Source organism: Microbacterium plantarum (assembly GCF_035231185.1).
GTDB lineage: Bacteria > Actinomycetota > Actinomycetes > Actinomycetales > Microbacteriaceae > Microbacterium > Microbacterium plantarum.
On record NZ_CP141117.1, the window covers coordinates 2,860,521 to 2,885,246 of the forward strand.

At 70.0% G+C, this 24,726-nt stretch carries 29 protein-coding genes; 10 read left to right on the forward strand and 19 right to left on the reverse strand.

Annotated elements, in window-relative coordinates; genetic code table 11:
* The first annotated feature begins 28 nt into the window (after window positions 1-28).
* The 4 genes from VC184_RS13750 to VC184_RS13765 are packed head-to-tail and all read left to right on the forward strand — an operon-like array spanning window position 29 to window position 2,657.
* Window positions 29-859: a metal ABC transporter permease gene (locus VC184_RS13750; RefSeq protein ID WP_407667144.1), complete on the forward strand. Its 831-nt coding sequence runs from the start codon at window positions 29-31 to the stop codon at window positions 857-859.
* Between the two features lie 9 nt (window positions 860-868).
* Window positions 869-1,117 (forward strand): hypothetical protein, encoded by a 249-nt coding sequence (locus VC184_RS13755; protein WP_023954097.1) that lies wholly within the window; start codon window positions 869-871, stop codon window positions 1,115-1,117.
* Between the two features lie 8 nt (window positions 1,118-1,125).
* Window positions 1,126-2,196: a spore photoproduct lyase family protein gene (locus tag VC184_RS13760; RefSeq protein WP_282501539.1), complete on the forward strand. Its 1,071-nt coding sequence runs from the start codon at window positions 1,126-1,128 to the stop codon at window positions 2,194-2,196.
* 47 nt (window positions 2,197-2,243) lie between these two features.
* Window positions 2,244-2,657, forward strand: coding sequence for a PLD nuclease N-terminal domain-containing protein (locus VC184_RS13765; RefSeq protein WP_404568923.1), 414 nt, complete (start codon window positions 2,244-2,246; stop codon window positions 2,655-2,657).
* Here the strand turns inward: VC184_RS13765 and VC184_RS13770 are convergent.
* Both VC184_RS13770 and VC184_RS13775 read right to left on the reverse strand, forming a co-directional pair.
* Window positions 2,636-3,037, reverse strand: a complete 402-nt coding sequence (locus tag VC184_RS13770) for a VanZ family protein (protein WP_269268128.1) — start codon at window positions 3,035-3,037, stop codon at window positions 2,636-2,638. The two genes, VC184_RS13765 and VC184_RS13770, sit on opposite strands and share 22 nt — an antisense overlap.
* Window positions 3,034-3,741, reverse strand: a complete 708-nt coding sequence (locus VC184_RS13775; RefSeq protein WP_282501541.1) for a universal stress protein — start codon at window positions 3,739-3,741, stop codon at window positions 3,034-3,036. Before VC184_RS13775 ends, VC184_RS13770 begins: the two co-directional genes overlap by 4 nt.
* A 70-nt stretch (window positions 3,742-3,811) precedes the next feature.
* On the opposite strand from VC184_RS13775, the gene VC184_RS13780 reads away from it, so the two are divergent.
* On the forward strand, window positions 3,812-4,939 hold the full coding sequence (locus VC184_RS13780) for a glycoside hydrolase family 6 protein (RefSeq protein WP_282501542.1): 1,128 nt from the start codon (window positions 3,812-3,814) through the stop codon (window positions 4,937-4,939).
* A gap of 80 nt (window positions 4,940-5,019) precedes the next feature.
* On the forward strand, window positions 5,020-6,081 hold the full coding sequence (locus VC184_RS13785; protein ID WP_282501543.1) for a response regulator transcription factor: 1,062 nt from the start codon (window positions 5,020-5,022) through the stop codon (window positions 6,079-6,081).
* A gap of 21 nt (window positions 6,082-6,102) precedes the next feature.
* On the opposite strand, the gene VC184_RS13790 is transcribed toward VC184_RS13785, so the two are convergent.
* The 3 genes from VC184_RS13790 to VC184_RS13800 all read right to left on the reverse strand — a co-directional run bounded on the left by VC184_RS13790 (window position 6,103) and on the right by VC184_RS13800 (window position 9,248).
* On the reverse strand, window positions 6,103-7,599 hold the full coding sequence (locus tag VC184_RS13790) for a glycosyltransferase family 2 protein (protein ID WP_323986640.1): 1,497 nt from the start codon (window positions 7,597-7,599) through the stop codon (window positions 6,103-6,105).
* A 126-nt stretch (window positions 7,600-7,725) separates the two neighbouring features.
* A complete protein-coding gene (locus VC184_RS13795; protein WP_282501545.1) occupies window positions 7,726-8,487 on the reverse strand; it encodes a fructose 1,6-bisphosphatase in 762 nt (253 codons plus the stop codon).
* 128 nt (window positions 8,488-8,615) lie between these two features.
* Window positions 8,616-9,248, reverse strand: a complete 633-nt coding sequence (locus VC184_RS13800; RefSeq protein ID WP_323986642.1) for a hypothetical protein — start codon at window positions 9,246-9,248, stop codon at window positions 8,616-8,618.
* Between the two features lie 59 nt (window positions 9,249-9,307).
* Here VC184_RS13800 and VC184_RS13805 point away from each other — a divergent pair, with 59 nt between their 5' ends.
* The 3 genes from VC184_RS13805 (at window position 9,308) to VC184_RS13815 (ending at window position 12,409) form a co-directional block, all read left to right on the forward strand.
* Window positions 9,308-11,101 carry a DUF4012 domain-containing protein gene (locus VC184_RS13805; protein WP_323986644.1) on the forward strand — a complete coding sequence of 598 codons (1,794 nt, stop codon included), beginning with the start codon at window positions 9,308-9,310 and terminating at the stop codon, window positions 11,099-11,101.
* 11 nt (window positions 11,102-11,112) lie between these two features.
* Complete coding sequence (locus VC184_RS13810; RefSeq protein WP_269268138.1) at window positions 11,113-11,661, forward strand: cell wall protein; 549 nt, start codon at window positions 11,113-11,115, stop codon at window positions 11,659-11,661.
* Between the two features lie 184 nt (window positions 11,662-11,845).
* Window positions 11,846-12,409 carry a hypothetical protein gene (locus VC184_RS13815; protein ID WP_282501548.1) on the forward strand — a complete coding sequence of 188 codons (564 nt, stop codon included), beginning with the start codon at window positions 11,846-11,848 and terminating at the stop codon, window positions 12,407-12,409.
* Window positions 12,410-12,501: 92 nt separating this feature from the next.
* Here the strand turns inward: VC184_RS13815 and VC184_RS13820 are convergent, their stop codons facing one another.
* The 3 genes from VC184_RS13820 to VC184_RS13830 are packed head-to-tail and all read right to left on the reverse strand — an operon-like array spanning window position 12,502 to window position 14,925.
* The gene (locus VC184_RS13820) at window positions 12,502-13,170 is read right to left on the reverse strand and encodes an endonuclease/exonuclease/phosphatase family protein (RefSeq protein WP_112617802.1); all 669 of its coding nucleotides are present in this window, start codon (window positions 13,168-13,170) and stop codon (window positions 12,502-12,504) included.
* A gap of 32 nt (window positions 13,171-13,202) precedes the next feature.
* A complete protein-coding gene (truA, locus tag VC184_RS13825; protein ID WP_282501549.1) occupies window positions 13,203-14,036 on the reverse strand; it encodes a tRNA pseudouridine(38-40) synthase TruA in 834 nt (277 codons plus the stop codon).
* 4 nt (window positions 14,037-14,040) lie between these two features.
* Window positions 14,041-14,925 (reverse strand): PfkB family carbohydrate kinase, encoded by an 885-nt coding sequence (locus VC184_RS13830; protein WP_323986646.1) that lies wholly within the window; start codon window positions 14,923-14,925, stop codon window positions 14,041-14,043.
* 135 nt (window positions 14,926-15,060) lie between these two features.
* On the opposite strand from VC184_RS13830, the gene VC184_RS13835 reads away from it, so the two are divergent.
* A complete protein-coding gene (locus VC184_RS13835; protein WP_323986648.1) occupies window positions 15,061-16,935 on the forward strand; it encodes an acyltransferase family protein in 1,875 nt (624 codons plus the stop codon).
* Here the strand turns inward: VC184_RS13835 and VC184_RS13840 are convergent.
* The 11 genes from VC184_RS13840 to secY form a co-directional block, all read right to left on the reverse strand.
* A complete protein-coding gene (locus VC184_RS13840; RefSeq protein ID WP_323986649.1) occupies window positions 16,929-17,930 on the reverse strand; it encodes a GNAT family N-acetyltransferase in 1,002 nt (333 codons plus the stop codon). The two genes, VC184_RS13835 and VC184_RS13840, sit on opposite strands and share 7 nt — an antisense overlap.
* Window positions 17,931-18,015: 85 nt before the next feature.
* Window positions 18,016-18,591 carry a 50S ribosomal protein L17 gene (gene rplQ, locus VC184_RS13845; protein WP_323986650.1) on the reverse strand — a complete coding sequence of 192 codons (576 nt, stop codon included), beginning with the start codon at window positions 18,589-18,591 and terminating at the stop codon, window positions 18,016-18,018.
* Window positions 18,592-18,620: 29 nt separating this feature from the next.
* Complete coding sequence (locus VC184_RS13850) at window positions 18,621-19,610, reverse strand: DNA-directed RNA polymerase subunit alpha (RefSeq protein ID WP_023954080.1); 990 nt, start codon at window positions 19,608-19,610, stop codon at window positions 18,621-18,623.
* A gap of 122 nt (window positions 19,611-19,732) precedes the next feature.
* Window positions 19,733-20,131, reverse strand: a complete 399-nt coding sequence (gene rpsK, locus VC184_RS13855; RefSeq protein ID WP_023954078.1) for a 30S ribosomal protein S11 — start codon at window positions 20,129-20,131, stop codon at window positions 19,733-19,735.
* A 34-nt stretch (window positions 20,132-20,165) separates the two neighbouring features.
* Window positions 20,166-20,540 (reverse strand): 30S ribosomal protein S13, encoded by a 375-nt coding sequence (gene rpsM, locus VC184_RS13860; RefSeq protein WP_023954076.1) that lies wholly within the window; start codon window positions 20,538-20,540, stop codon window positions 20,166-20,168.
* 156 nt (window positions 20,541-20,696) lie between these two features.
* Window positions 20,697-20,813 (reverse strand): 50S ribosomal protein L36, encoded by a 117-nt coding sequence (gene rpmJ, locus VC184_RS13865; RefSeq protein ID WP_005050492.1) that lies wholly within the window; start codon window positions 20,811-20,813, stop codon window positions 20,697-20,699.
* A 76-nt stretch (window positions 20,814-20,889) separates the two neighbouring features.
* Window positions 20,890-21,111 (reverse strand): translation initiation factor IF-1, encoded by a 222-nt coding sequence (gene infA / locus VC184_RS13870; protein ID WP_017201569.1) that lies wholly within the window; start codon window positions 21,109-21,111, stop codon window positions 20,890-20,892.
* A gap of 156 nt (window positions 21,112-21,267) precedes the next feature.
* Complete coding sequence (locus VC184_RS13875) at window positions 21,268-21,954, reverse strand: DsbA family protein (RefSeq protein WP_112617796.1); 687 nt, start codon at window positions 21,952-21,954, stop codon at window positions 21,268-21,270.
* An 11-nt stretch (window positions 21,955-21,965) separates the two neighbouring features.
* On the reverse strand, window positions 21,966-22,751 hold the full coding sequence (gene map, locus VC184_RS13880) for a type I methionyl aminopeptidase (protein WP_407667145.1): 786 nt from the start codon (window positions 22,749-22,751) through the stop codon (window positions 21,966-21,968).
* A 44-nt stretch (window positions 22,752-22,795) separates the two neighbouring features.
* Window positions 22,796-23,383 (reverse strand): adenylate kinase, encoded by a 588-nt coding sequence (locus VC184_RS13885; protein ID WP_114588836.1) that lies wholly within the window; start codon window positions 23,381-23,383, stop codon window positions 22,796-22,798.
* Complete coding sequence (secY, locus tag VC184_RS13890; protein WP_112617794.1) at window positions 23,380-24,705, reverse strand: preprotein translocase subunit SecY; 1,326 nt, start codon at window positions 24,703-24,705, stop codon at window positions 23,380-23,382. The genes VC184_RS13885 and secY overlap by 4 nt, the downstream gene beginning before the upstream one ends.
* Window positions 24,706-24,726 lie beyond the last annotated feature (21 nt).

Sequence of the window (24,726 nt, forward strand, 5' to 3'; positions counted from 1 at the left end):
CCTGCTCGAGCCCCTCCAGTACGAGTTCATGCTGCGCGCCCTGTCGGCCACGGCGATCGCCGCGATCGTCTGCGCCGTCCTGTCGTGCTGGCTCGTCCTCATCGGCTGGTCGCTCATGGGCGACGCCGTCAGTCACGCGGTGCTGCCCGGCGTCGTGCTCGCGTACGTCCTCGGTGCCCCCTTCGCGATCGGTGCCCTCGTGTTCGGGTTCCTCGCGGTCGCCCTCATCGGCATCATCCGGGGCACGAGCCGCGTCAAGGAGGATGCCGCCATCGGCATCGTGTTCACGACGCTGTTCGCGCTCGGCCTCGTGCTCATCTCGGTCACGCCGAGCCAGACCGACCTCAACCACATCCTGTTCGGCAACGTCCTCGGGGTCTCCACCGGCGACCTCGTGCAGATCGCGGTCCTGGCCGCAGTGGCCTTCGCGATCCTGTTCATCAAGCGCCGCGACCTCACGCTGTTCGCCTTCGATCCGATCCACACCTTCGCGATCGGGCTCTCGCCCCGGCTCCTCTCGGGGCTGCTCTTGGGCGTGCTCGCGCTGACCGCGGTCGTCGCGCTCCAGGTCGTGGGCGTCGTGCTCGTCGTCGCGATGCTCATCATCCCGGGAGCCACGGCGCACCTGCTCACCGACCGCTTCGGCCGCATGCTCGTCATCGCGCCGGTGCTCTCGGCGGCATCCTCGATCGTCGGCATCTACCTGAGCTACTGGGTGGACGCCTCGTCGGGCGGACTCGTCGTGCTCGTGCAGGGCGTCGTGTTCGCCGCGGTCTACCTCTTCAGCCCGAGACACGGGATCATCGGGCGTCGGATGGCCTCGCGCAAGTCCGTCGCCGAATCCGTTCCCGCTGGCTAGCGTGCCGCTATGAAGATCAGCGAGATCCACTGGAACGACGAAGCCCGCCAGAAGGTGCTCGACGACGCCGACCGTGTCCTGCAGGATGCCGTCGCCGCCGTCGCCGCGACCGATGACGCGAACGACGCCGACAAGGCTTACGCCGCGCTCGTCAGCCACATGAAGGACAAGTTCATCGACTGGGAGCCCGGCCCCGACGTCCGCACGTACGCCGACGCCCTCGCCGCCGGCGAGATCGAGCTCGAGCAGGCCGGCTGACCGGCCGGATGTCCCGGGATCGGGCCCCGCTGCTGCAGATCAGCCGCATCTACGCCGAGGAGGCCGCGCTCGCGCTGCCCCGCGGGCAGGAGATCGTGGCGCGGTGGCCCGATGCCGAGATCGTGCCGATCGACTCGCACTGGCTCGTTCCCGAGATCCACGGCGACGAGACGAACGTGCGCCGCTGGGTGCGGATCAAGACCGAGGCGCTCGTGCTCGGTGTGAAGAAGTCGGTCGCGACCCGCCTCAACGGCCGCTCGGCCGACTTCATCGCGCCGTCGACGGCGAACGGCTGCGCCATGGCCTGCTCCTACTGCTACGTGCCGCGACGCAAGGGCTACAGCAACCCCGTGACCGTGTTCGCGAACATCGACGAGATCTCGCGCCATCTCGCACGGCACATCTCCCGGCAGGGCCCCAAGACCGAGCCGAACCAGTGCGACCCCGAGGCGTGGGTCTACGACATCGGCGAGAACAGCGACTGCTCGGTCGACGCGATGATCAGCGAGAACGTCCGCGATCTGTGCGAGCTGTTCCGGATGTCGCCGACGGCCAAGGCCTCGTTCGCGACGAAGTACGTCAATCGCGACCTGCTCGACTGGGACCCGCTCGGGCGAACCCGCATCCGCTTCTCGCTCATGCCGCACGACACGGCGAAAGTGACCGACATCCGAACGTCGCCGGTCGCCGAGCGGATCGCCGCGATCAACGACTTCGTCGAGGCCGGCTACGAAGTGCACCTGAACTTCTCGCCCGTCATCCTCACCCCGACCTGGGTGGCCGACTGGACCGCGCTGCTGCGCGAGCTGAACGACGTGCTCTCCGACCGCGCCAAGGCGCAGCTGGCGTGCGAGATCATCATGCTCACCCACAACGAGGGGCTGCACGAGGTCAACCTCGGGTGGCATCCGCGCGGCGAAGACCTGCTGTGGACCCCGCGGATGCAGGAGACCAAACGCTCGCAGAACGGCGCCATCAACGTCCGGTACCGCTCACCGCTCAAGGGCGAGGCCGTCGCGACACTCTGCGCTCTCATCGAGCGCGAGCTGCCGTCGTGCCGCATCCGCTACGCGTTCTGATCCCCCCTCCCTTGCGCGACCGCGCGGATCTGCGCCACCCTGGCGGGGTGTATCTGCTGCTTCCCCTGCTCGTCTTCGTCCTGATGGTCGCCGCCCTCGTCGACGCGATCACCCGCCGCGAAGACCAGGTCAAGCACCTGCCCAAGTTCGCCTGGGTGCTGTTCATCATCTTCTTGCCGTTCGTGGGCTCCGTGCTCTGGTTCACCCTCGGGCGCGAGTGGGACACGGCCCCGCGGGAGTCGATGAGCTTCGGCGACCCGCGCCGGTGGTCGCGGGACGAGCCGGCACCGCCCGCGCCCGCGAGCCGTCCGCAGCCCCGCGACTACCGCACGACCGCGCAGCAGCTCGCCGACCTCGAACGCGAGATCGAGATCGCCGAGCTCGAGGCCGAGGTCCGGCGGCGCCGTGCGCGCGGCGGCTCCTCGTCGTCGGAGGGGTCTCAGTCGCCCGAGGCCGGCTGACGCCGCCCGACGACCCGCCCGCGGGCGATCAGCCAGCCGGCGGTCGCGCCGAGGGTGTTGGCCACGACGTCCCACACGCTCGCGGTCCGCTGTGCGAGCAGAATGCCCTGCGCCGTCTCGATCACGGCGGAGATGATGAGCCCGGCGGGAATGACGTACGCCTGCCAGCGGGGCCAGCCCCGGGCCGCGCACCACCCGAACGGGACGAACAGGGCGATGTTGGCGGCGAACTCGATGCGGGCATAGGTCAGCCACGGCACGGCCGAGGTGATCGCCCGGAGGATCGGGCCGGCGTCGCGGTCGACGGGCGTCGGCCAGAACGCGATGAGCGCGAGGACGACGACGTAGCCGGCGAGCAGGACTCGCGCGGCGCGCGTCACCGCACGATGACGGTCGGAGAGCCGACGTGCGAGGCCACGCGCTCGCTGACCGACCCGAGCAGCAGACGTGACAGCCCGGTACGACCGTGCGAGCCGACGACCGTCAGCGTGGCGCCGCGGGAGGCGTCCTCGATGAGCGTCGAGGCGTCGCCGACGTCGATGCGCGTGCGCACCTCGAGCTGCGGGTGTTCCGCGCGCACCGGCTCGAGCATGCGGTCGAGCATCCCGGCGGTCGCTTCCGTCAGGTCGACCGGCATCGGCCCCGTCCAGAGGTCGAGGCCCGGCTCCGTGCCGACCGAGACCGGCTCCCATGCCGCGAGCGCCACGAGCGGCTGCCCCGTTCGCTGAGCCTCGCGAGCGGCGAAGTCGAGAGCGCGGGCCGAGACGTCCGACGCGTCGACGCCGACGAGCACGCCCTCCCTCGCCACGGCGGGAGCCCCGTCGTCGCTGCTGCGGTGGTCGGGCACGATCGCGATCGGGCAGTGCGCGTGCGCGATGAGCGTGCGATACGGATGACCGTGCTCTTCGGGGAGCACGAGGATCTCGGCATCCGCCGTGGCCGCGGCGACCCGATCGACATCGTCGCGCGTCGGGGCGATCAGCAGCTCACGCAGCGCGAGGCCGAGCGCCTCGGCCCGGCGCACCGCCCATTCGCGCGCCCCCGCGCCGGTCGCGTCGGTCACTCCCAGGATCACGTCGCCCATGGCCCCAGGGTATCGGCCACGGCGGACCGGCACGATGGGCCTCGCGGTCGCCAGCGGTTAGAGTCAGTCCGTGGCACAGCGACCCGGCTCCGATGCATCGCATCCCGATGCCGGTCGCGATGCCGGCCCCTATGTCGTGAGCGGCCACTACGAAGCGCCGCCGCGTCCCGAACGGCCCGCACCGCCTCGGCCCCCTCGCCGGCGACGTCGGCTGCCTCGCTGGGCATGGATCGCGATCATCGTCGCCGCCGTCGCCCTCATCGTCGCCGGGATCGCCCTGGCGGTCTCCCTCGTGATGGGCGGGGTGCAGGCGCTCACGGCGAGACCCCCGGGCGTGGGCACCGCTTTCGTCGCGCCCGCGGAGTCGAAGGCCGCGCGCGCCGTCGCCGAGGGCGGCTCGGCCGACGAGGTCGCCGCCGCCCGGTACCTCGCCGCCCAGCCGACGGCGTACTGGCTCACCCCCGAACAGGACCCCATCGGCGAGGTCGGCGAGCGCGTGCTCAACATCGCACAGGAGGCCCGCGAGACGGATACGGCGATGGCCGTCGTCGTCTACGGCCTCCCCGGACGCGACTGCGGCAATCACTCCGCGGGCGGCCTCGACGAGGCGGACTACGAGACGTGGACGACGCAGATCGGCACGGCCCTGCGGTCGGTTCCGGACGTGAAGAAGGTCGTCATCGTCGAGCCCGACAGCCTCGCGCTCGCGCCCCAGTGCGGCAACGTCGACGAACGCGTCGACCAGCTGCGCGGCGCCCTGGGGCGCCTCACGGGCACGGACACCTGGGTGTACGTCGACGGCGGGCACTCGAACTGGCTCGGGGCCGACGCGATGGCCGAGCTCGTCGAGCGGGTCGCGGTCTCGGGCGTCCGCGGCTTCGTGACGAACGTGTCGAACTTCAACGACACGTACGACGAGTTCGCCTACGCCCACGCCCTGTCTGATCGGCTCGGCGGCATGCACGCCCTCGTCGACACCTCGCGCAACGGCGCAGGCGCTCCCGGTGACGACGAGTGGTGCAATCCGCCGGGACGCGCCGTGGGCGACCCGAGCGGCACCTACGGCGACGACGTCGTCGACACGAACCTGTGGATCAAGCCGCCGGGAGAGAGCGACGGGCCGTGCAACGGCGGCCCGGACGCCGGCGTGTGGTGGCCCGCCGGGGCCGTCGAGCTCACCCGCGGCGTCGCGCCCTGACCCGCCGACCGCGCCCGGGAACTACCTCGTCCTTTGCGTGTGGCAAAATAACCCGAACCTGAGGGAGACGAGTGTCGAGCATGATGTCCGAGCAGCTGAAGACGGCGGTCATCGTCGAGGACGATCCCGACATCCGCCATCTCCTCGTCGAGGTGCTCGAGGCGGCCGGCTTCTCCACCGTCTCGGTGGGCAACGGCATCGACGGCATCCAGGCCGTGCTGTCGTACCGCCCGCTGCTGACGACCCTCGACGTCAACATGCCCGGCATCGACGGCTTCGAGGCCGCCCGCCGCATCCGCGCCCAGAGCGACACGTACATCATCATGCTCACCGGCCTGTCCGAAGAGGCGGATGTCGTCCTCGGTCTGGGCTCCGGCGCCGACGAGTACATCGTCAAGCCGTTCCGCCCGCGCGAGTTCCGTGCGCGCGTGGACGCGCTGCTGCGACGCCCGCGCGCCGCCGCGCCCCAGCAGACTCCGCAGCAGGATTCGGTCGGCCCCTCCTTCCCGGGTGCCCGCCCCGCGGCCTTCACCCCGGCGCCACCGCCGGCACCGGCACCGGCACCCGCCGAGGCTGCGCCGATGTCGTACGAGGAGTACCTCGCCCGTTTCCCCGGCGCGGCCCCGCAACAGCCGATGCCGCAGCAGCCCGCGCCGCCCCAGCAGGTGCCGCCCCAGCAGGTGCCACCGCAGCAGGTCATCGTCCACCACCCGAGCGACGCCCCGATGCCCGCCCCGGTCCCGACGGCCGGCGCCGACCTCGTCGTCCACCAGCCCGCCGGCGACCTCGTGCCGGCCGCGGGAGAGCACTGGCTCGCGCACCGCGACCTGCAGGTCGACACCGACACGCGGCTGGCCTACGTGTCCGGACGCGAGCTGGACCTCACGCGCACCGAGTTCGATCTACTCTCGACCCTGATGGCCTCGAAGCGCCGCGTGCGGTCGAAGGCCGACCTGACGCTCGTCCTGCGCGGTGAGTCCTACGTCACGAGCTACTTCGTCGGCGAGGCGGACAAGCGGGCGATCGAGGCGCACATGACGAACCTGCGCCGGAAGCTCGGCGACAACCCGACGACCCCGCGCTACATCGAGACGGTTCGGGGCGTCGGGTACCGCATGACGTCGGAGAACGCAGCGGTCTGATCGCTCAGACCGGCATCCGGTTCAGACCTTGTAGCCGTTCTGACGACGGACGAGCTTCGAGAACATCAGCAGCGTCTGCAGCACGGTCACGACGCCGACGATCGGCCATCCGATCCACAGGATCGACGACTGCGCGACGGGTCCGATGAGGTTCCAGACCACGGCCATCGCCAGCAGCACGGCGGCGAGGATGACCATCGGCATCCAGTGACCGATGCTGCCGCCACCGCTCTCGGCCTTGGCCTGCATCGCCCAGTTGTCGACCTTCTTCTTCGACAGGAACCGCGACCACGAGCGCATGAAGTGGCCGAGCCTGATCCACATGAACGCCTCCGCGGGGAAGACGAGGATCGCGAAGAGGATGTCGCGCTGGTTGTGGTCCTTGATGCTGCGGGCCATGCGGAGGTTCAGCAGCACGGCGACGAGCGGCGGGATCAGCCACAGCGGCGAGAAGACGAACGCGCTGATCGACAGCGAGCCGGCGAGCAGGATGAGGAACGCGACGCGCACGAACAGGTTCGTCAGCATCCCGAAGTTCTCGAACCAGCGCAGTCGCAGGTTCGGGTGGAAGGGCTGTCCCTTCGTGTCGCCGCGCTGGCCCGGCCACATCAGCTCGATGGCGCCGTAGGTCCACTTCACCTGCTGCGCGTCGTACCCCTTGAGGGTCGTCATGCCGCCGACGTTGGCGCGGGCATACGGGCTGATCTTCGTCAGGTAGCCCGCGCTCTTGATCTGCAGCGACAGCAGCGAGTCCTCGACCTCGGAGTCCTTCACCCAGGGCGTCGACTGGTGGTTCTGCTTCATCGCGTCGCGCAGCGCGTTCGTCGAGAAGATCGAGAACTGCCCGCCGAGGACGGCCATGTTGCGTCCGCGCAGCAGGTTCTGCATGTTGAAGGCCGCGAACTGCGTGCGCTGACCGGCGATGAGGAACTTGGCGATCGTTCCCTTGATGGGCTTGTCGTCGATCGAGTAGATGGCCGAGATGCCGCCGATGCGCGAATCGCCGACCGCCTCCGACTCCAGGTACTCGACCGCGCGCCGGTCGGCGATCGTGTCGCCGTCCACGCCGAGCAGGTAGTCGTACCCCTCTACGAGCGAGTAGCCGTAGTTGAGCGCCCCGACCTTCTTGTCGGGGTTCTTGCCGATGTCGTGGACGAAGACCTCGGTGAACTGCGTGCCGAGCTCGGTCGTGACCTCGTGCGGCCCGGCGTACCCGGCCGCGATCTTCACCGTGTTGTCGGAGGTGTTATTCGCGATGACGTGGATGACGTCCGGCACGCGCGTCTGGGCGAGCAGGCCCTCGATCACGTCGGCGATCGACTCCTCCTCGTTGTACGCCGGGATGACGCAGCCGATGGTGGAACGGTGGACCGTCGTGTTCTCGAGGACCGACTCGAAGTCGTCGGGGACCGCCGTCTCGAAGTGGTCGGCCAGCTGCACCGGCGCCTGCGGGGCGGGGTGCTGCTGCTGGCCGAACGCCGGGTTGGGCGTGTACGGCGTGTACGGCGTCTGAGTCATGCGGTCACATCCTGTGCGAGGTGATGGGCGGCTGTTGCCCGCCGGGATCCATTCTGGAACGCGCCGTGTTCAGAGAGGACGAAGTCAACCGCAATTTCTGCGCAAGGAATTCGGGGCGTCTGACGGTCAGGGAGTCGCGGTGGGAGCCGGCGCGGGAGCGGCATCCGCCGCCTGCTCCTCGCTGGAGATCGCGACCGGCAGGTACTGGTACACCGTCTGCTGGGTGAAGCTGGCGTCGTCGTTGGCGTTGCCCTCGACCCAGACGGTCATCGCGAACTCGAGCGTCATGCCGTAGGTGTCGGCCGGCAGCCCGTGGATGACCGTCTCGGGCACGTAGAGCCCGCCCTGGAAGCTGTTGAGCAGCAGCCCGCGGTCGGAACGGATCGTGTCACTGGGAACGAGCGTGCGCGGGTCGGCGCTGAACTGGAACGGGCTCTGCACCTGGCCCGAGGTCTGCGCGGTCTGCGAGGTGATCGAGATCGACGAGATGAACACGCGTCGCTTCTGCGAGAGGACCGACTTCTCGTCGACGCGGTTGTCGTGGACGTTGACGGCGAAGCCGAACGTCTTCTCGGCGCCGGGAGTCCACTCCTGCGTCCGCTTGGGGTCCTGAGCCCACACGTCGAGTCGAAGCTCGAGGTCCTGCGCCACGTCGGAGGAGAGCGAGACCGAACCGTCGTAGGTGAACTGCGAGTTGAAGGCCATGGCGGGCGACTGCGACGGCGCGGGCGCCGGAACCGCCGACACCGGCTCGCCCTGGACCGAGTTGATCATCCCGGTCAGCTGCGAGCAGCCCGACAGGGCGACGAGCGAGAGAGCGATGGCGCCCGCCGACACGGCGGTGCGGAGGGCACGAGTGCGGGATGCGGGTGTGCGGCGCGGAGACATGGCAGACCGGATTTCTCAAGGCGGGACCAGCGTCGGATGCCGCGGGCCTCGCCATACAAGCACCCCGGCCGACGCGATCCCGGCCGCTTTCCGATCTCTTCAGGTTGCCTTGCGGCGACCTTGAGGTTTCACCCGCCGTCGGCCTCGGATGCCGCCGCGATCGCGACGGTGATGCTGTCGGTCGCGGTCTGCTTCGCGAACTCGTCGGAGGTCGGCGTCGTCTGCACGAGGAAGTCGTAGGTGAACCGGATGGTCACGAACGTCGCCTCGGGCGGAACCTCTCCGACGTAGAAGGTCTGCGAGTAGCTGTAGGGCGAGAGCACGAGGTAGCCCGGGTTCGTGGCCGACTGGTCCGACGTCGGCGCGAGCGGGCTCATGTCGCCCTGGGCGTTGCCGGGGACGGCGATCATCGTCGCCTTCTGCAGGTAGACCTTCTGTCCGTCGTCGGGACTGACGGTGGTCACGAGCGACAGGCTGACCGGTTTGAGGGCCGTCGCCGACCACCGATCCATCGACAGGTCCGACCAGTAGTTGAGCGACCCGGTCACGGCGCCGGCAGTCACCTGGCGCTCGGTCGACCCGCTCGAGAGGTCGTTCGGCACCGGTGGCGGTACGGCGGTGCGCGAGACGCTCGGAGAGGGCGCGGGACTGCTCGCGTCGCCGCCGTCAGCGGACGGGAGGTTCCACGGCGCGGGCCCGCATCCCACGAGAGCCACAGCCATCACCGCTGTCGCGGCGGCCGTCCCCCAGCGTCGCTTCATCGAGTCCTCCGCTTCCTCTCGCAAAGTGTACGCACGCCCCCGCCCCTTAGAGTGATCGGGTGCGCACCGCTGACCAGCCCCGCCCTCTGCGCCGGACGCAGCTCGTCTTGGCAGCCTTCGCCGGGGCGCTCCTGATCGCCCTCGTCGCGATCGCCGCGTGGGTCGGGGTGCGCGGCGCCCTCGCCTACGGCGAGCTCCGCGAGGTCGAGGCATCCGCCCGCACCGCCGTCGATCTGATCGCCGACCCCGCGGCGGCCGCACCGCACATCAACGACGTCGCCGACCACGCCGAGCGGGCGCGCGAGCTCACGTCCGACCCGGTCTGGTCGCTCGTCGAGGGCACCCCCTGGGTCGGGCCTCAGCTCCACGCCGTCGGCACGATCGCCGCGGCGGCCGATGACATCGCGCGTGATGGCCTCCTCCCGCTCGCCGATGTCGCGTCGGCCTTCTCGCCCGATTCCTTCCGACCGGTCGACGGCCGCATCGACACCGCCGTGTTCCGCGAGATCGCCGAGCCCGCCCGCGCCGGCGCCGACACCGTGGCCGCCGCGGCGGCATCCGTGCGGGCTCTCGACGACACCCCCCTCATCGGCCCGGTGCGCGCCGCCGTCGACGACGTCATCGACCTCCTCGACACGGGCGCCACGGCAACGGACGCTCTCGCCCGCGCCGCCACGCTCCTGCCCGCGATGCTCGGCGCCTCCGGCGAACGCAACTATCTCTTGGCGTTCCAGAACAACGCCGAGTGGCGCTCGACGGGCGGCATCGTCGGCGCGATGGCGATCGTGCGCACCGTCGACGGCCGGATCGAGCTGGCGGGCCAGGCCTCGTCCTCGGACTTCCCCAACTTCGGCGAGCCGGTGCTCCCCCTCGATGCCGAGGTCGAGCGCATCTACGAGACCCGTCCGGGCCGCTACATCCAGAACGTCACGCAGATCCCCGACTTCTCCGTCGGCGGCCCGCTCGCGCGCGAGATGCTGCTGCGCCAGACCGGGCAGAGCGTCGACGGCGTGATCGCGACCGACCCCGTCGCCCTGTCGTACATCCTCGACGCCACGGGCCCCATCGAGCTTCCGACGGGTGATGTGATCTCCGCCGACAACGCCGTCTCGCTGCTCCTGAACGACGTGTACGCGCGCTACGAGAACCCGCGCGAACAGGATGCGTTCTTCGCCGCGGCCTCGGCAGCCGTCTTCGAGCGGCTCGCGGCCGGCGGCGCCGACCCGGCGAAGCTGATCGCCGCGCTCGGTCGTGCCGGCGACGAGCGACGGCTGCTGCTGTGGAGCGCGATCCCCGAGGACCAGGCCGTCCTCGCCGACACGACCCTGGCCGGTCCGCTGCCGACCACCGATGCCGACACCGCCGGGTTCGGCGTGTTCCTCAACGACGGCACCGGCTCGAAGATGGATTACTACGTCACCGCCGACACCCGTCTCGCCTGGGACACGTGCGCGGTGGGTGGCGACGGGCGCACCTCGTCGCCCGTGACGCTCGAGGTCACGATCGCGAACAACGCCCCGGCGGATGCCGCGACCTCGCTCCCGTCGTACGTCACCGGCGGCGGCAGCTTCGGCGTTCCCGCCGGCGTCGCCCGCACCGTCGCCTACCTGTACCTGCCCGAGGGCTACGCCCTGTCGTCTGCGGCCCGATCCGACGGCGCGGGCTTCGGCGGCGGCTCGCACGCCGGGCGCCAGGTGATGGTGTTCTCCTCCGATCTCGCGCCCGGCGAGTCGGTCACGGCCACCGTGAGCGTGGTCGCGCAGGGCGGTCCGACGACGGCGACAGCCGCCGTCACCCCGACGGTCGACGCGGACCGGCCTACCGTTGTTGTCGCTCGTTGCGGCGACGCATAGACTCACCGATCATGCGCCGCACCGTCTCCCTCGTCGCCGTCGCGACTCTCGCCGCCGCGATCATCGCGCTGCCGGCCGCGGCGTCCGCCGCCACCGGCGCGACCATCTACCCGCCGACGAACTCCTGCACGACCACGCCGAGCGCGTTCGTCGCCGGCGGCACGGTCGAGTTCGCCTGCGCCGAGGGCACGTTCGGTCCGGAAGAGGCCGTGACCATCACGGTCCGCGGCGAGAACGGCGCCGGCGTCACGTTCGCACGCGTCGCCTTCGCCGTTTCCACCGGCAGCACGGTGCGCGAATCGTCCGCGGAGGGCGCGCTCGCCCCCGTGGCCCTGACCTTCCCCTCCGACGCGGTCGGCGTCTACAACATCGAGGCGATCTCGGCATCGTCGGCCGGCGGCACCGCGAGCGCCTCGGTCGTCGACGCGGCCGGTCTTCCCGCCACCGGCGGCGACGCTCGCACGTCGCTCGGACTGTGGGTCGGCGGCGGCGCGCTCGTGGCCGCGGGCGCGACGATCGCGCTCGCCTCCGCTGTGCGCCGCGCACGCGACGCGCGCTGAATCCCCCGTCCGCGGCGCGCCGCCGGGCATCCGGATCGCGAAATGTTAACGCGATGGAAATGTTCCAGCTTGCATCAGGGACCTCCGACCCTGAATACTTGCTATGACCACTCCTGACGTAATCCTTAGTATTACTTCTCCGTTGGGTGTGAGCCTCCGGATGACCCCAAGGAAAGCAGGACTCATGAAGAACCGTCTCATCAAGGCGGCGGCGGCCTCGGCCATCGCAGCAGCGGCTGTCTTTGCAGCCCCCGCGATCGCCAACGCTTACACCCCGGCACCCGTGGGCGGCTCGTCCGTCACCGTCACCGCCGGCGGCACCGCGACGATCGCCTTCAACAACTTCGACCCGAACGAGACCGTCACCGGCACCCTGACGGGCGAGAACGCTGCTGCGGGCAGCGTCGCGTTCGTCAAGTTCGCGGTCACCTCGACCAGCACCACCAAGGCTGCCAACGCGGCCGGTGAGGTCGCCTTCCAGGTGACGCTCCCCGCGAACGCGAGCGGCGAGTACACGCTCACCGCCGACGGCGCCGTCTCCGGCGCGAGCAGCGTCACCATCGCCGTTCCGGCCGCCGCCGGCGGCACGGGCGGCACCGGTGGATCGGGCACGCTGCCCGCCACCGGTGGCGACAACGCCGCTCTCCTCGGCCTGTGGATCGGCGGTGGCGCTCTCGCCCTCGCCGGCGGCAGCATCGCCGTGGCCAGCACGGTCCGCCGTCACCGCAACGGCGAGGCCGCTGCCTGATCAGGCGCAACGCATGATCGGATGCCCCGGAGCTTCGGCTCCGGGGCATCCGTCGTTCTCGGCGCGCTTCGGGCGTCTCAGACCGGTTCAGCTCAGACCGGTTCAGCGCTAACCAGGATCGGCAGGTGGTCGCTCGCCCCCTGCGGCAGCGTCTGCACCCGTGAGATGTCGAACCCGACGCTCGTCGCGAAGTCGTAGTGCCCGCGGAAGAACTTGTACCGCGTGTACGTGCGGGCATCGCTGAGCGTCAGCTCGTACCCCTGCTTGCGCACCACCTGCCCGAGGTTCTCCTTGAAGACGGGGTAGTTGTAGTCGCCGACCATGAGGATCGGCAGGCCCGCGCCGAGCTCGGACAGCGCACCGAGCGCCGCCTGGATCTGGTTGCGTCGCAGCGAGTTGAGCGCCGTCAGCGGCGCCGCGTGGAAGCTCGCGACGATCAGGTCGCGCCCGTCGTCGATATCGCGGAGCCGAACACCGAGCATGCGCTCCTCCGCGGGCTTCAACACGCGGTCGTGCAGCGACTTCTTCAGCGCGAGCGAACGCACCTCGACTGCCCGGTAGGTGTTCTCGCGGTAGTAGACGGCGAGCCCGAGACGGTTGCGGGCCGTCGCATCGGCCAGCCGCAGGCCGCCGATCCGATCCGGGATGCCGCTGGTGTCGGCCTCCTGCAGGCACAGGACGTCGGCACCGTGCTGCTCGACGAGCTCCGAGAGCTCGGATGCGGCGCGGTGCTTGCGCAGGTTGTACGAGATGACCTTCATGGTGCCGCCAGGCTACGCCCGCTTCCTTTCGGTCAGGTGTCTGTTGCGCGGCGGGCGCGGGTCTGCTCCGCCCGCGCCGCGAGGAGGTCGTCGGCGGGGTACCCGACCTCGGTGAGGGTGAGCCCGCGAGCGGCGAGCACCGCGAAGGCACTGGTGCGGTGACGCTCGTCGCGCAGCGCCGCCACATCCTCGATGTCCAGCCGCCCCTCGCCGACCGCGACGCAGGCTCCGACGAGCGCGCGGACCATGCTGTGGCAGAACGCGTCGGCCTTGACGTTCGCGACCAGCACGCCGCTCTCGTCGCGCCGCCAGTCGAACTCGAGCAGCGTGCGGATCGTCGTCGCCTCGGGGCGCGGCTTGCAGTAGGACGCGAAGTCGTGCAGCCCGGTGAGGCTGCGGGCTGCGGCATCCATCGACGCGTTGTCGAGAGCGACGGGCACGAACGTCGTGCGGAAGCGCTCGAGCGGGTCGTATCCGGTCGTCCGGTCGGCGACCCGATAGGCGTACCGTCGCCAGACCGCCGAGAACCGCGCATCAAAACCGGCGGGTGCTTCCGACGTCGCCCGCACGTGCACGTCTGCGTAGCGTCCGAGCACGCCGTTCAGCCGCCCGGCGAGGGCGGCCGGTTCGGGGTCGCGTCCGCGTTGCAGTCTCGCGGCCTGCGCCTCGCTCAGGTCGAGGTGCGCCACCTGGCCCGACGCGTGGACACCGGCATCGGTGCGCCCGGCCACGACGAGCTGAGCATCGCCGCCGAGTACCCGGCTGACGGCGGCCTCGATCGACCCCTGCACGGTGCGCAGACCGGGCTGGCGCGCCCACCCCGAGAAACCCGATCCGTCGTAGGCGATGTCCAGTCTCAGGCGCACCCGATCAGTCTTCCAGCTCCGCGCGCGAGGGCGGGTTCGCCCCCGGCCGCGACACCGTGATCGCCGCGGCGCGCGCAGCGGTCCGCATCGCCTGCGCGAGCGCTTCGCCGTGGGCCGGCGCGCCGCTTTCGACGAGGGTGACGATGAGGCTCGCCATGAACGAGTCGCCCGCGCCGATCGTGTCGGCCACGGTCACGGCGACCCCGGCGACCTCGACGATCGCACCGTCGGGCGCCCGCCCGATCGCTCCCTCTCCCCCGCGGGTCATGACGACCGCCGAGGCGCCGAGGTCGGCGATGGTCTCGAGCACCGTCCGCGAGTCGGCGCCGGGCCAGAGCCACGCGGCATCCTCGTCGCTGAGCTTCACGAGGTCGGCCGCGGCGGCCGCACGCGCGAAGCGCGCGTGCGCGCTCTCGCGCGAGCCGACGAGCGCCGGACGGATGTTCGGGTCGACCGTGACGACGGCGTGACCACGGGCCGACTCGAGGGCCGCGAGACAGGTCTCTCCGCCCGGGTCGAGGAACAGGGCGATCGATCCGGTGTGCACGAGGACGGCATCGCCACGGGGAGCGGGCTCGACGACGCCGGCGACCTCGAACGTGTACTCCGCCGAGCCATCGGGGCGGATGCGGGCGCGCGCCGTGTCGGTGGCGGCGTCGGTCCACGACGCCTCGGCGATAACGGCGCCGGCCTCGCTCACGTGGCGGGCGACCCGCTCACCGCGCTCGTCGCGTCCGAGCCGCGTCGCCAACCGGGCGGGGACGCCGAGCCGGGCGACGCCCACCGCCACGTTCGCCGGGCTGCCGCCGACGTGCTCGGTCACACCATCGTCGGTCTCGACGATGTCGACCAACGCCTCACCCAGCACCAGCACCTCGGGAGCGCCCATGTTCCACCTGTTCTCACGACACGGTCCGCGCGGGATCCGCGCTTCTCCTCCGGTCTACCACATCACCCCCAGGCACCCGCTCTACACTGGGAGGCTGCCGCCGCCCGTCCCCCCGACGACCCCGGACACAGCCGTATGACTCCTCCGCCTCTTCCGCGCGCCCGCATCGCGGGACTCGACGGCCTGCGCGCCGTCGCCGTGGTGCTCGTCGTCGTGTACCACCTCTTCCCCGACGCCTTCCTGCGGAGCGGCTACGTCGGCGTCGACGTGTTCTTCGTGATCTCCGGCTTCCTCATCACGACGCTCCTCCTGCGCGAACGTGCACGCGAGGGGCGGATCCGGCTGCGACGCTTCTGGGCGAGGCGCGCGCGGCGCCTGCTGCCCGCCCTCGCGGCCGTCGTCACCGTGAGCGCCTCGCTGGCCTGGCTGGTCGGCGGCGACGTCCTCGTCGACATGGGCCTCCATGTGCTGGGGGCGGCCACGTTCTCGTACAACTGGGTGTCGATGGCCGACGGCGGCACCTACTTCTCCGCGGCCGACCCCGAGATCTTCCGCAACCTGTGGTCGCTCGCGGTCGAGGAGCAGTTCTACCTGCTCTGGCCGCTCCTGCTGCCGCTCTTCCTCCTGCTTCCCGGCCGCCGCTCGCGCGCCGCGGCAGCGCTCGGGCTCGCGGCACTGTCGGCCGCGTGGGCGTTCACGAGCGTCACCGCGGGCGCCGACCTCACTCGCGTCTATTTCGGCACCGACACGCACGCCTTCGGGCTCCTGATCGGCGTCGCCGTCGCGTTCGCCCTCCACGGCCTCGTCGTCAGGAGGTCGTCGGTCGCCGGCGTCGGACCCGTGTGGGGCGTGATCGTCGGAGCGCTCGCGACCGCGGGCATCGTGGCCGCCGCAGCCGTGGGCGGCGGCGAGGCAATCACGTTCCCGGCCTCGAGCCTCGCCGCGTCGCTCCTCACCGCCGTCGTGCTGCTGATCGCGGCGTGGCCGGGCTCGTGGTTCGGTCGCGCGCTCGACATCGCCCCGCTGCGGTGGCTCGGCGAACGGTCGTACGCGGTGTACCTGTGGCACTGGCCTCTCCTCGTGCTGCTGTCGTTCCAGCTCACCGGCGCAGGCCCCGAGACGGGCGTCCCGGTCCTGGCGGGCGCGGGCGTGGCGCTGGCTTCGGTCGTTCTGGCGGCCGGGTCGTACCGCTGGCTCGAGCAGCCCGTCCGCCGCCACGGATTCCGAGGTGCGCTCGCCCTGGCCCGCCACGGGCTGCGCGCGCGCCCGTCGCGGCGCGCCGCGACGCTGGCGGTCGCCCTCGTCGCCGCGCTCGCCCTCGGCGGCACGACGGCGGCGGTGGCGGCCGCCCCGCGCACCACGACGAGCCAGAGCGCGGTGGACGCCGGTCGCGATGCCCTGGAGCAGGCGCGGCGGCTGCCGACACCGGCCCCCGCGCCGGGGGCGCAGACGGTCGACGGCACCCGCGTGAGTGCCGTCGGCGACTCGGTCATGCTCGCCTCCGCCCCGGGGCTCCTCCAGGCGATGCCGGGTATCGAGGTCGACGCCGAGGTGTCGCGATCGCTGTGGGCCGGGGCGCGGATCATCGACGATCTGGCCGCCTCTGGCGAACTGCGCGAGTATGTCGTGGTCGGCCTCGGCACGAACGGCCCGGTCTCGACCGAGGCGCTGCAGAGCATCGTCGACGCCGCCGGCCCCGATCGCTACGTCATCCTGGTGAATGCGTACGGACCGCGGGACTGGATCCCCGGCGTCAACAGCGACCTCACGGCGTTCGCGGCGTCGCACCCTCGCGTCGCCGTCGCCGACTGGTCGCAGGCGATCGCCGGGCACGACGATCTGCTCGCCGGCGATCAGATCCACCCCGAGTCAGCCGGCGGCGACATCTACGCGCGCACGGTGAAGCGCGCGGTCGACGGTGCCGCGACCCAGCTCGCGGCGGCACAGTGGGCCGCCGAGCAGACCCGCACGACCCTGCTCGAACTGTTCGGCCGCGCCGAGGATCAGTAGCGGCGGACGAGCACCCGGTCGCGCTCGTACGGCGTGAACCCGAGACCGCCGTAGAGCGCGTTGGCGCCCGTCGGGCTCTCGGTGTCGACGTCGAGTACCGCCGTGCCGAGGCCCGCTTCCCGCATTGCAGCGAGCGACCGCGAGATCACCGCCGGCGCCAGCCCGCGCCTGCGGTGCGACCGGACCACGCCGACGAGATCGATGTACGCGTTGGGGCCGAGGACGGCGAAGTCGCCCTCGTTCACGGAAGCCAGGCAGAACGCGACGATCTCGCCGCCGTCGAGGGCCAGGGTGCACAGATCGGGCCGCAGGAACGGACCGCCGATGAACTGCTGCCAACGCTCCGGCGGGCTCGGCAGGCTGCCCCAGTGGTCGCGGAACGCGTCGTTGCGCGCCAGCCGCGCGTCCTCGGCACGATCGGACGAGAACGGCACCAGCTCGATGCCGTCCGGCGTCGTCACCGCGGCGATCGGTTCGGACAGGTCGCGGTGCATCGTCGAGAACCAGCGCTCGGTGCGGTAGCCGAGCGATTCGGCGATGCGCTCGAGAGCCGTGTCCTTCTCCGACGCGTACACCTGGATCTCGGCGGGCAGGCTCGCCGCCGCGGCATCCGCTGCCGCCGCCTCGCGCAGCTGCTCCTCGGCGCGTTCGTGCTGCCATGCGAAGAGCGCGGTGCCGATCCCGCGGCCGCGCCGGTCGGGCCGCACCGCGCCGGTGAGGTAGATGTGCAGGTGCTCCTCGCGCGAGGGATGCAGGGTGACGGTACCGACCGCGAGCGCCTCGCCGGTCTCATCGAACGCGATCAACGTGTCGCGTTCATGGTCGACGTGCGACAGCTCGAACGTCTCGGCGACGTCCTCGCGCGGAGTCGTCCATGTCGGGTGGTCCACCCGGTCGGCGGCCACCAGCACGCCGTGGATGACGTCGATGTCGTCGCGGGTCGCCGTGCGCCAGTGCGCGACGGCGGGGCAGGTCGGTGCGTTCGGCGTGCTCACCCCTCCACCCTTGCACATGCCCCGGCACACAGCGGGCCCGCACCCTCCGAAGAGAGTGCGGGCCCGATGTCAGCGCGAAACGCTGTTACTTCTTGTCGTCCTCGGCGGGAGCCTCAGCGGCGTCCTCGGCGGCAGCCTCAGCGGCTGCGCCCTCCTCCGGCGACTCGGCGCCGGCGTCGGCCGCAGCGTCGTCGTCGGCCGGAGCCTCGGCGGTCTCCTCGACGGGAGCCTCCTCGACCGGGGCCTCCTCGGCGGCCGGAGCGGCGGCAGCCGACTTCTTGGCCGACTTCGGCTTCGGGTTCACCGGCTCGAGCACGAGCTCGATGACAGCCATGGGAGCGTTGTCGCCCTTGCGGTTGCCGATCTTGGTGATGCGCGTGTAGCCACCCTCGCGCTCGGCGACGAGCGGAGCGATCTCGGCGAAGAGCTCGTGAACGACGCTCTTGTCGCCGATGACCGACGCGACGCGACGGCGGGCGTGCAGGTCGCCGCGCTTCGCGAAGGTCACCAGACGCTCGGCGTACGGACGCAGGCGCTTGGCCTTGGTCTCGGTCGTGGTGATCGACTTGTGGGTGAACAGGGCCGCGGCGAGGTTCGCGAGAAGCAGGCGCTCGTGTGCGGGGCCGCCTCCGAGGCGGGGACCCTTGGTGGGCTTAGGCATTTTTGATTACTCCAGGAAGAAAGGGGGGCTCAGAGGTTCTCGTCGTCGTATCCGCCGTAGAAGTGCGCACCGTCGAACCCGGGAACCGAGTCCTTCAGCGACAGGCCGAGCGAGACGAGCTTGTCGCGCACCTCATCGACCGACTTCTGACCGAAGTTGCGGATGTTCATGAGCTGGGTCTCCGAGAGGGCGACCAGCTCGGACACCGTGTTGATGCCCTCGCGCTTGAGGCAGTTGTACGAGCGGACCGACAGGTCGAGGTCCTCGATCGGCATCGACAGCTCGTTGGTGAGAACCTCGGCGACCGGCGCGGGGCCGATCTCGATGCCCTCGGCCTCGACGTTCAGCTCGCGGGCGAGACCGAACAGCTCGACGAGCGTACGACCGGCCGAAGCCACGGCGTCGCGCGGCGAGATGGACGCCTTCGACTCGACGTCGAGGACGAGCTTGTCGAAGTCGGTGCGCTCACCGGCACGGGTGGCCTCGACGCGGTAGCTGACCTTGAGCACGGGCGAGTAGATCGAGTCGATCGGGATCTGACCGGCCTCGGCGTACTCGTTGCGGTTCTGGGTCGCGGAGACGTAGCCGCGACCGCGCTCGATGACGAGCTCGAGCTCGAACTTCGCGCTGTCGTTGAGCGTCGCGATGACCAGGTCGGGGTTGTGCACCTCGACACCGGCGGGAGCCGAGATGTCGGCGGCCGTGACCTCACCGGCACCGGTCTTGCGCAGGTACGCCGTGATGGGCTCGTCGCGCTCGGACGAGACGACCAGCTGCTTGATGTTGAGGATGATCTCGGTGACATCCTCCTTCACGCCCGGAATCGTGCTGAACTCGTGCAGCACACCGTCGAAGCGGATGCTGGTGACGGCGGCACCCGGGATGGACGACAGCAGGCTGCGGCGCAGCGCGTTGCCGATGGTGTAGCCGAAGCCGGGCTCGAGCGGCTCGACGACGAACCGGCTGCGGAACTCGCCGATCTTCTCCTCGGTCAGAGTGGGACGCTGTGCGATGAGCACTATGTGTTCCTTTCGATCACGTGACCGCTATATGACACGTGCAATTCAGTGAGGTGTTGAGTTTTCAAGGAAACGACGGAAGTCCGGATGCCGCGCGATGCGGCATCCGGATCCGTGTCAGCTCAGACGCGGCGGCGCTTGGGGGGACGGCAGCCGTTGTGGGCCTGCGGCGTGACGTCCTGGATGGACCCCACCTCGAGGCCGGCGGCCGTCAGCGAGCGGATCGCGGTCTCGCGGCCCGAACCGGGGCCCTTGACGAAGACGTCGACCTTCTTGACGCCGTGCTCCTGCGCCTGGCGCGCAGCGGACTCGGCGGCCATGCCGGCGGCGTAGGGGGTCGACTTGCGCGAGCCCTTGAAGCCGACGCCACCCGAGGAGGCCCAGCTGATGACGGCGCCCGACGGGTCGGTGATCGAGACGATCGTGTTGTTGAACGTCGACTTGATGTGGGCGTGGCCCAGCGCGATGTTCTTCTTCTCCTTGCGGCGCGGCTTGCGCGCTGCGGACTTGGCCTGTGCCATGTGCGTGTTCTCCTAAACCTGTGGGGGCCGCGCCTTAGCGCGCCTTCTTCTTGCCGGCGACGGTGCGCTTGGGACCCTTGCGCGTACGCGCGTTGGTCTTGGTGCGCTGACCGCGCACGGGCAGGCCACGGCGGTGGCGCAGACCCTCGTAGGAACCGATCTCGACCTTGCGGCGGATGTCGGCGGCGACCTCGCGGCGCAGGTCACCCTCCACCTTGTAGTTGCCCTCGATGTAGTCGCGGAGCGCGACGAGCTGGTCGTCGGTGAGGTCCTTGACGCGGATGTTCTCGTCGATCTCCGTCGCTGCGAGGATCTCGTTCGAGCGGGTACGGCCCACGCCGTAGATGTACGTGAGGGCGATCACCACGCGCTTGTCGCGCGGGATGTCAACGCCGGCAAGACGTGCCATGCGGTTCTCCTAGGAGTAATCGAAGGTGTGGAGCAGGATCGGTGCTCGGGCCTTCGTCCCGAGGTGTCCCCCGCCGGCTGCGCCGCGCGGGTTCTGATCTGCCTGAGGTGTATTGAGTTGTCGTCGTACCGGGTGCCGCGCGGACGCGGCATCCGATCAGCCCTGGCGCTGCTTGTGACGCGGGTTCGACTTGCAGATGACCATGACGCGACCGTGGCGACGGATGACCTTGCAGTGGTCGCAGATGGGCTTGACGGAGGGGTTGACCTTCATGATGTTCCTGATTCGCTGTCTTCGCCGACGGAGCAGGGGCTCCGGGGCGTTACTTCTCGACCGGCGTGCGCTGGGCTCAGCGGTAGCGGTAGACGATGCGACCGCGGGTCAGGTCGTAGGGGCTGAGCTCCACGACCACGCGGTCTTCGGGGATGATGCGGATGTAGTTCTGCCGCATCTTGCCCGAGATCGTTGCGAGGACCTTGTGTCCGTTGCTGAGCTCGACGCGGAACATCGCGTTGGGCAGAGCCTCGGAGATCACGCCCTCGATCTCGATGACACCGTCTTTCTTCGCCATACGCTCGCTTACAGTTGTGCAGGCCGGTCGGTCTGCGTTGGATGGGATTTTCGGTGACACGCCAAGAGAGGCGCAACGCACCAAAGAGCAAGCATACGCGCTACCGCACGCTCGAGCAACTCGCCGTATCTCGCACGGCGCGTCGCCCCGCTCCGCTCAGTTGAAGAGCGTGGCGAACGAGCCGCGTGCCGGGATCGTGCTGTTCGAGATCGTCTCGCCGTTGACGGCGATCGTCGGCGTTCCGACGCGGTCCGATCCGGGCTGGAGCGGCGTCTCCTTGGTCTTCGCGGCGACGTAGGACTCGTAGGTGCGATCGGTGACGCACGAGTCGATGCCCGTCACCCCCGCATCGGATGCGATCTGCAGGAGCTGCTCGTCGGTGAGACCCGTCGACTGCTCGGCGGGCTGCTGCTCGAAGAGGGCCTGCATGAACGGGACGGCGGCGTCGGGGTCGGCCTCGGCGACGCAGTACATCGCATTGGCCGAACGCGTCGAGTACTCGGTGCCCTGCGACGCACGGTCGAGGATCGAGATCGGGTGGATCTTGAGGGTGATCGTTCCGTCGTTCACGAGATCGAGGATCTCGGGTCCGTAGGTCGTCTCGAACTGACCGCAGATCGGGCACATGAAGTCGACGTACGTGTCGAGCGTCTGCGAGCCGTCTCCGACGACGACGGCGCCGGTCTCCTGCTCGATGCCCGACCCCGTGGGCGGGGTGCCGGGGTCAGTCGCGCTGTTGTTCATCCACACGACCAGCGCGACGATGAGGGCCACCACGACCACCACGGCCGTCGACACCCAGATCGCGAACCAGTTGGTCTTGCCCGTCGCCGCAGTAGCCATCACTTCTCTCCTCAGCCGATTTCCGTCGGCACGATTCCATACGGGGCGAGCCCCGCGGCGCCACCGTCGGGCGCCGTGAGAACCCAGATGCCCCCATCATGCACCGCGACGCTATGTTCCCAATGGGAGCCGTCCGAGCCGTCGATCGTCGAGACCGTCCAGTCGTCGTCCTCGGTGAACGTCTCCTCCGAGCCGGCTACGACCATCGGCTCGATCGCGAGCACGAGACCGGGCTTCACCTCGGGGCCCAGGTCGGCCACGCGGTAGTTGAAGACCGAGGGCGCTTCGTGCATCTTGCGGCCGATGCCGTGCCCGACGTAGTCGCGCAGGATGCCGTACTGCTCGCCGGACGCCTCGATCGAGGTTTGGATCGCGTCACCGATCTCGCCGATGCGCTTGGCGTTGGCCATGGCGGCGATGCCGGCCCACAGCGATTCCTCGGTGACCTGCGACAGCCGCTCGCGCGACGCGACGAGCTCCGGTCGCTCGGGATCGGGGATGACGATCGTGAACGCCGAGTCGCCGTTCCAGCCGCGGAACTGCGCGCCGGCGTCGATCGAGAGGATGTCGCCCGGCTCCAGCGGACGCGAGTTCGGGATGCCGTGCACGACCTGCTCGTTGACCGACGCGCACACGGTGTGGCGGTAGCCCCGGACGAGCTGGAAGTTCGACTCGGCACCGCGTGAGCGGATCACGTCCGCGGCGATGGCATCGAGCTCGAGCGTCGTCACGCCGGGCGCGACGTGGTCGCGCACCGCCTGCAGGGCCGCGGCCGTGATCAGGCCGGGCTCGACCATCGCCTGCAGCTGGGCGGGCGACTTGTAGATGGAGCGGCGACCGATCACGCTGTGATGCCGCGGGCCGTCAGAGCCGCGGTGATCCGCTCCGTGATCTCGTCGAGCGAGCCGACACCGTCGATCTGATCGACGATCCCGCGCTCGCGGAAGACGTCGAGGATCGGGGCGGTCTCGTTCTCGTAGATCGAGAGGCGCTTGGCGATCGACTCCTCGTTGTCGTCGTCGCGACCCTGCTCGGCCGCACGCTTGGAGAGTCGCGCGATGGACTCCTCGCGGGGGACGACGAGCTCGATCACGGCCGTCAGCTCTTCGCCGCGGCCCTGGAGGAAACCGTCGAGATCGCGGACCTGAGCCAGGTTGCGCGGGTACCCGTCGAGCAGGAAGCCGCCGGCAGCGTCGGCCTGCTCCAGCCGGTCGCGCACGATCGCGCTCGTCAGCTCGTCGGGAACCAGGTCGCCGGCGTCGATGATCGCCTTGACCTGCTGGCCGAGCTCGGTGCCCTCCTTGACGTTCGCCCGGAAGACGTCGCCCGTCGAGACGGCGGGGATGCCCAGCGCCTCGGCGATGCGCACTCCCTGAGTGCCCTTGCCCGAGCCCTGGGGCCCGACGATCAGCAGACGTGCAGCCGTCATCGCAGCAGCCCTTCGTAGTGGCGCTGCTGGAGCTGCGCGTCGATCTGCTTCACCGTCTCGAGTCCGACACCGACGATGATGAGGATCGAGGCGCCGCCGAACGGGAAGTTCTGGTTGGCACCGACCGTCGCGAGCGCGATCAGCGGAAGCAGGGCGATGAGACCCAGGTAGATCGAGCCGGGAGCGGTGATGCGGGTGAGGACGTAGTCGAGGTACTCCGCGGTGGGCCGGCCGGCACGGATGCCGGGGATGAACCCGCCGTACTTCTTCATGTTGTCCGCGACGTCGACCGGGTTGAACGTGATGGCCACGTAGAAGTAGGTGAAGCCGATGATCAGCAGGAAGTAGACCGCCATGTACAGCGGGCTATCGCCGGTCGTGAAGTACTGCTGGATCCACGCCACCCAGCCGGGCACGTTGCCGTCGGCATCCGGGTTCTGGTTGAACTGCGCGATCAGCGCGGGGATGTACAGCAGCGACGACGCGAAGATGACCGGGACGACACCCGCCATGTTGACCTTGATGGGAATGTACGTGTTCGTGCCGCCGTACGTGCGCCGGCCGACCATGCGCTTGGCGTACTGGACCGGGATGCGCCGCTGCGACTGCTCGACGAAGACGACGAGGGCGACGACGGCGATGCCCACCGCCAGCACGAGCAGGAAGATCTCGAAGCCGCGGGCGATCGCGATCGACCAGAGGGCCGCGGGGAACGTGGCGGCGATCGAGGTGAAGATGAGGATCGACATGCCGTTGCCGACGCCGCGCTCGGTGACGAGCTCGGCGAACCACATGATCAGGCCGGTGCCGGCGGTCATCGTGATGATCATCAGGAGCTGGGCGTACCAGGCCTCCGAGGTCACGAGCTGAGCGCACTCGGGAACACCGGTCACCGGGATCAGCTGACCCGAGCGGGCGACCGTGACGAGCGTCGTGGACTGCAGCAGCGCCAGCGCGATGGTCAGGTAGCGGGTGTACTGCGTGAGCTTCGCCTGGCCGGACTGACCCTCCTTGTAGAGGGTCTCGAAGTGCGGGATGACCACGCGCAGCAGCTGCACGATGATCGTCGCGGTGATGTACGGCATGACGCCGAGCGCGAAGATCGACAGCTGCAGCAGGGCGCCGCCCGAGAACAGGTTCACGAGCGAGAGCAGGCCCTGCGCGGTGCCGCTCTGGTCGAGACAGCTCTGCACGTTCGGGAAGTTCACGAACGGCGTCGGCACGTGCGCGCCCAGGCGGTAGATGGCGATGATCGCCAGGGTGAAGCCGATCTTCCGCCGGAGATCCGGAGTGCGGAAAACCCGCGCTATGGCGCTGAACAAGTGGATTCCTCCCAAGGGATG

Excerpts from the sequence above, each read along its gene's own strand:
- VC184_RS13815 (WP_282501548.1), top strand. The coding sequence starts at position 11,846 with ATGAAGAACCGTCTCATCAAGGCGGCGGCGGCCTCGGCCATCGCAGCA.
- rplQ (WP_323986650.1), bottom strand. The coding sequence starts at position 18,591 with ATGCCTAAGCCCACCAAGGGTCCCCGCCTCGGAGGCGGCCCCGCACAC.
- VC184_RS13785 (WP_282501543.1), top strand. The coding sequence starts at position 5,020 with ATGATGTCCGAGCAGCTGAAGACGGCGGTCATCGTCGAGGACGATCCC.
- rpsM (WP_023954076.1), bottom strand. The coding sequence starts at position 20,540 with ATGGCACGTCTTGCCGGCGTTGACATCCCGCGCGACAAGCGCGTGGTG.
- VC184_RS13750 (WP_407667144.1), top strand. The coding sequence starts at position 29 with ATGCTGCGCGCCCTGTCGGCCACGGCGATCGCCGCGATCGTCTGCGCC.
- map (WP_407667145.1), bottom strand. The coding sequence starts at position 22,751 with ATGGTCGAGCCCGGCCTGATCACGGCCGCGGCCCTGCAGGCGGTGCGC.
- rpsK (WP_023954078.1), bottom strand. The coding sequence starts at position 20,131 with ATGGCACAGGCCAAGTCCGCAGCGCGCAAGCCGCGCCGCAAGGAGAAG.
- VC184_RS13810 (WP_269268138.1), top strand. The coding sequence starts at position 11,113 with ATGCGCCGCACCGTCTCCCTCGTCGCCGTCGCGACTCTCGCCGCCGCG.
- VC184_RS13835 (WP_323986648.1), top strand. The coding sequence starts at position 15,061 with ATGACTCCTCCGCCTCTTCCGCGCGCCCGCATCGCGGGACTCGACGGC.
- VC184_RS13795 (WP_282501545.1), bottom strand. The coding sequence starts at position 8,487 with ATGTCTCCGCGCCGCACACCCGCATCCCGCACTCGTGCCCTCCGCACC.
- infA (WP_017201569.1), bottom strand. The coding sequence starts at position 21,111 with ATGGCGAAGAAAGACGGTGTCATCGAGATCGAGGGCGTGATCTCCGAG.
- VC184_RS13885 (WP_114588836.1), bottom strand. The coding sequence starts at position 23,383 with ATGACGGCTGCACGTCTGCTGATCGTCGGGCCCCAGGGCTCGGGCAAG.
- VC184_RS13800 (WP_323986642.1), bottom strand. The coding sequence starts at position 9,248 with ATGAAGCGACGCTGGGGGACGGCCGCCGCGACAGCGGTGATGGCTGTG.
- VC184_RS13830 (WP_323986646.1), bottom strand. The coding sequence starts at position 14,925 with ATGGGCGCTCCCGAGGTGCTGGTGCTGGGTGAGGCGTTGGTCGACATC.
- VC184_RS13760 (WP_282501539.1), top strand. The coding sequence starts at position 1,126 with ATGTCCCGGGATCGGGCCCCGCTGCTGCAGATCAGCCGCATCTACGCC.
- VC184_RS13875 (WP_112617796.1), bottom strand. The coding sequence starts at position 21,954 with ATGGCTACTGCGGCGACGGGCAAGACCAACTGGTTCGCGATCTGGGTG.
- VC184_RS13755 (WP_023954097.1), top strand. The coding sequence starts at position 869 with ATGAAGATCAGCGAGATCCACTGGAACGACGAAGCCCGCCAGAAGGTG.
- VC184_RS13820 (WP_112617802.1), bottom strand. The coding sequence starts at position 13,170 with ATGAAGGTCATCTCGTACAACCTGCGCAAGCACCGCGCCGCATCCGAG.
- VC184_RS13790 (WP_323986640.1), bottom strand. The coding sequence starts at position 7,599 with ATGACTCAGACGCCGTACACGCCGTACACGCCCAACCCGGCGTTCGGC.
- rpmJ (WP_005050492.1), bottom strand. The coding sequence starts at position 20,813 with ATGAAGGTCAACCCCTCCGTCAAGCCCATCTGCGACCACTGCAAGGTC.
- VC184_RS13775 (WP_282501541.1), bottom strand. The coding sequence starts at position 3,741 with ATGGGCGACGTGATCCTGGGAGTGACCGACGCGACCGGCGCGGGGGCG.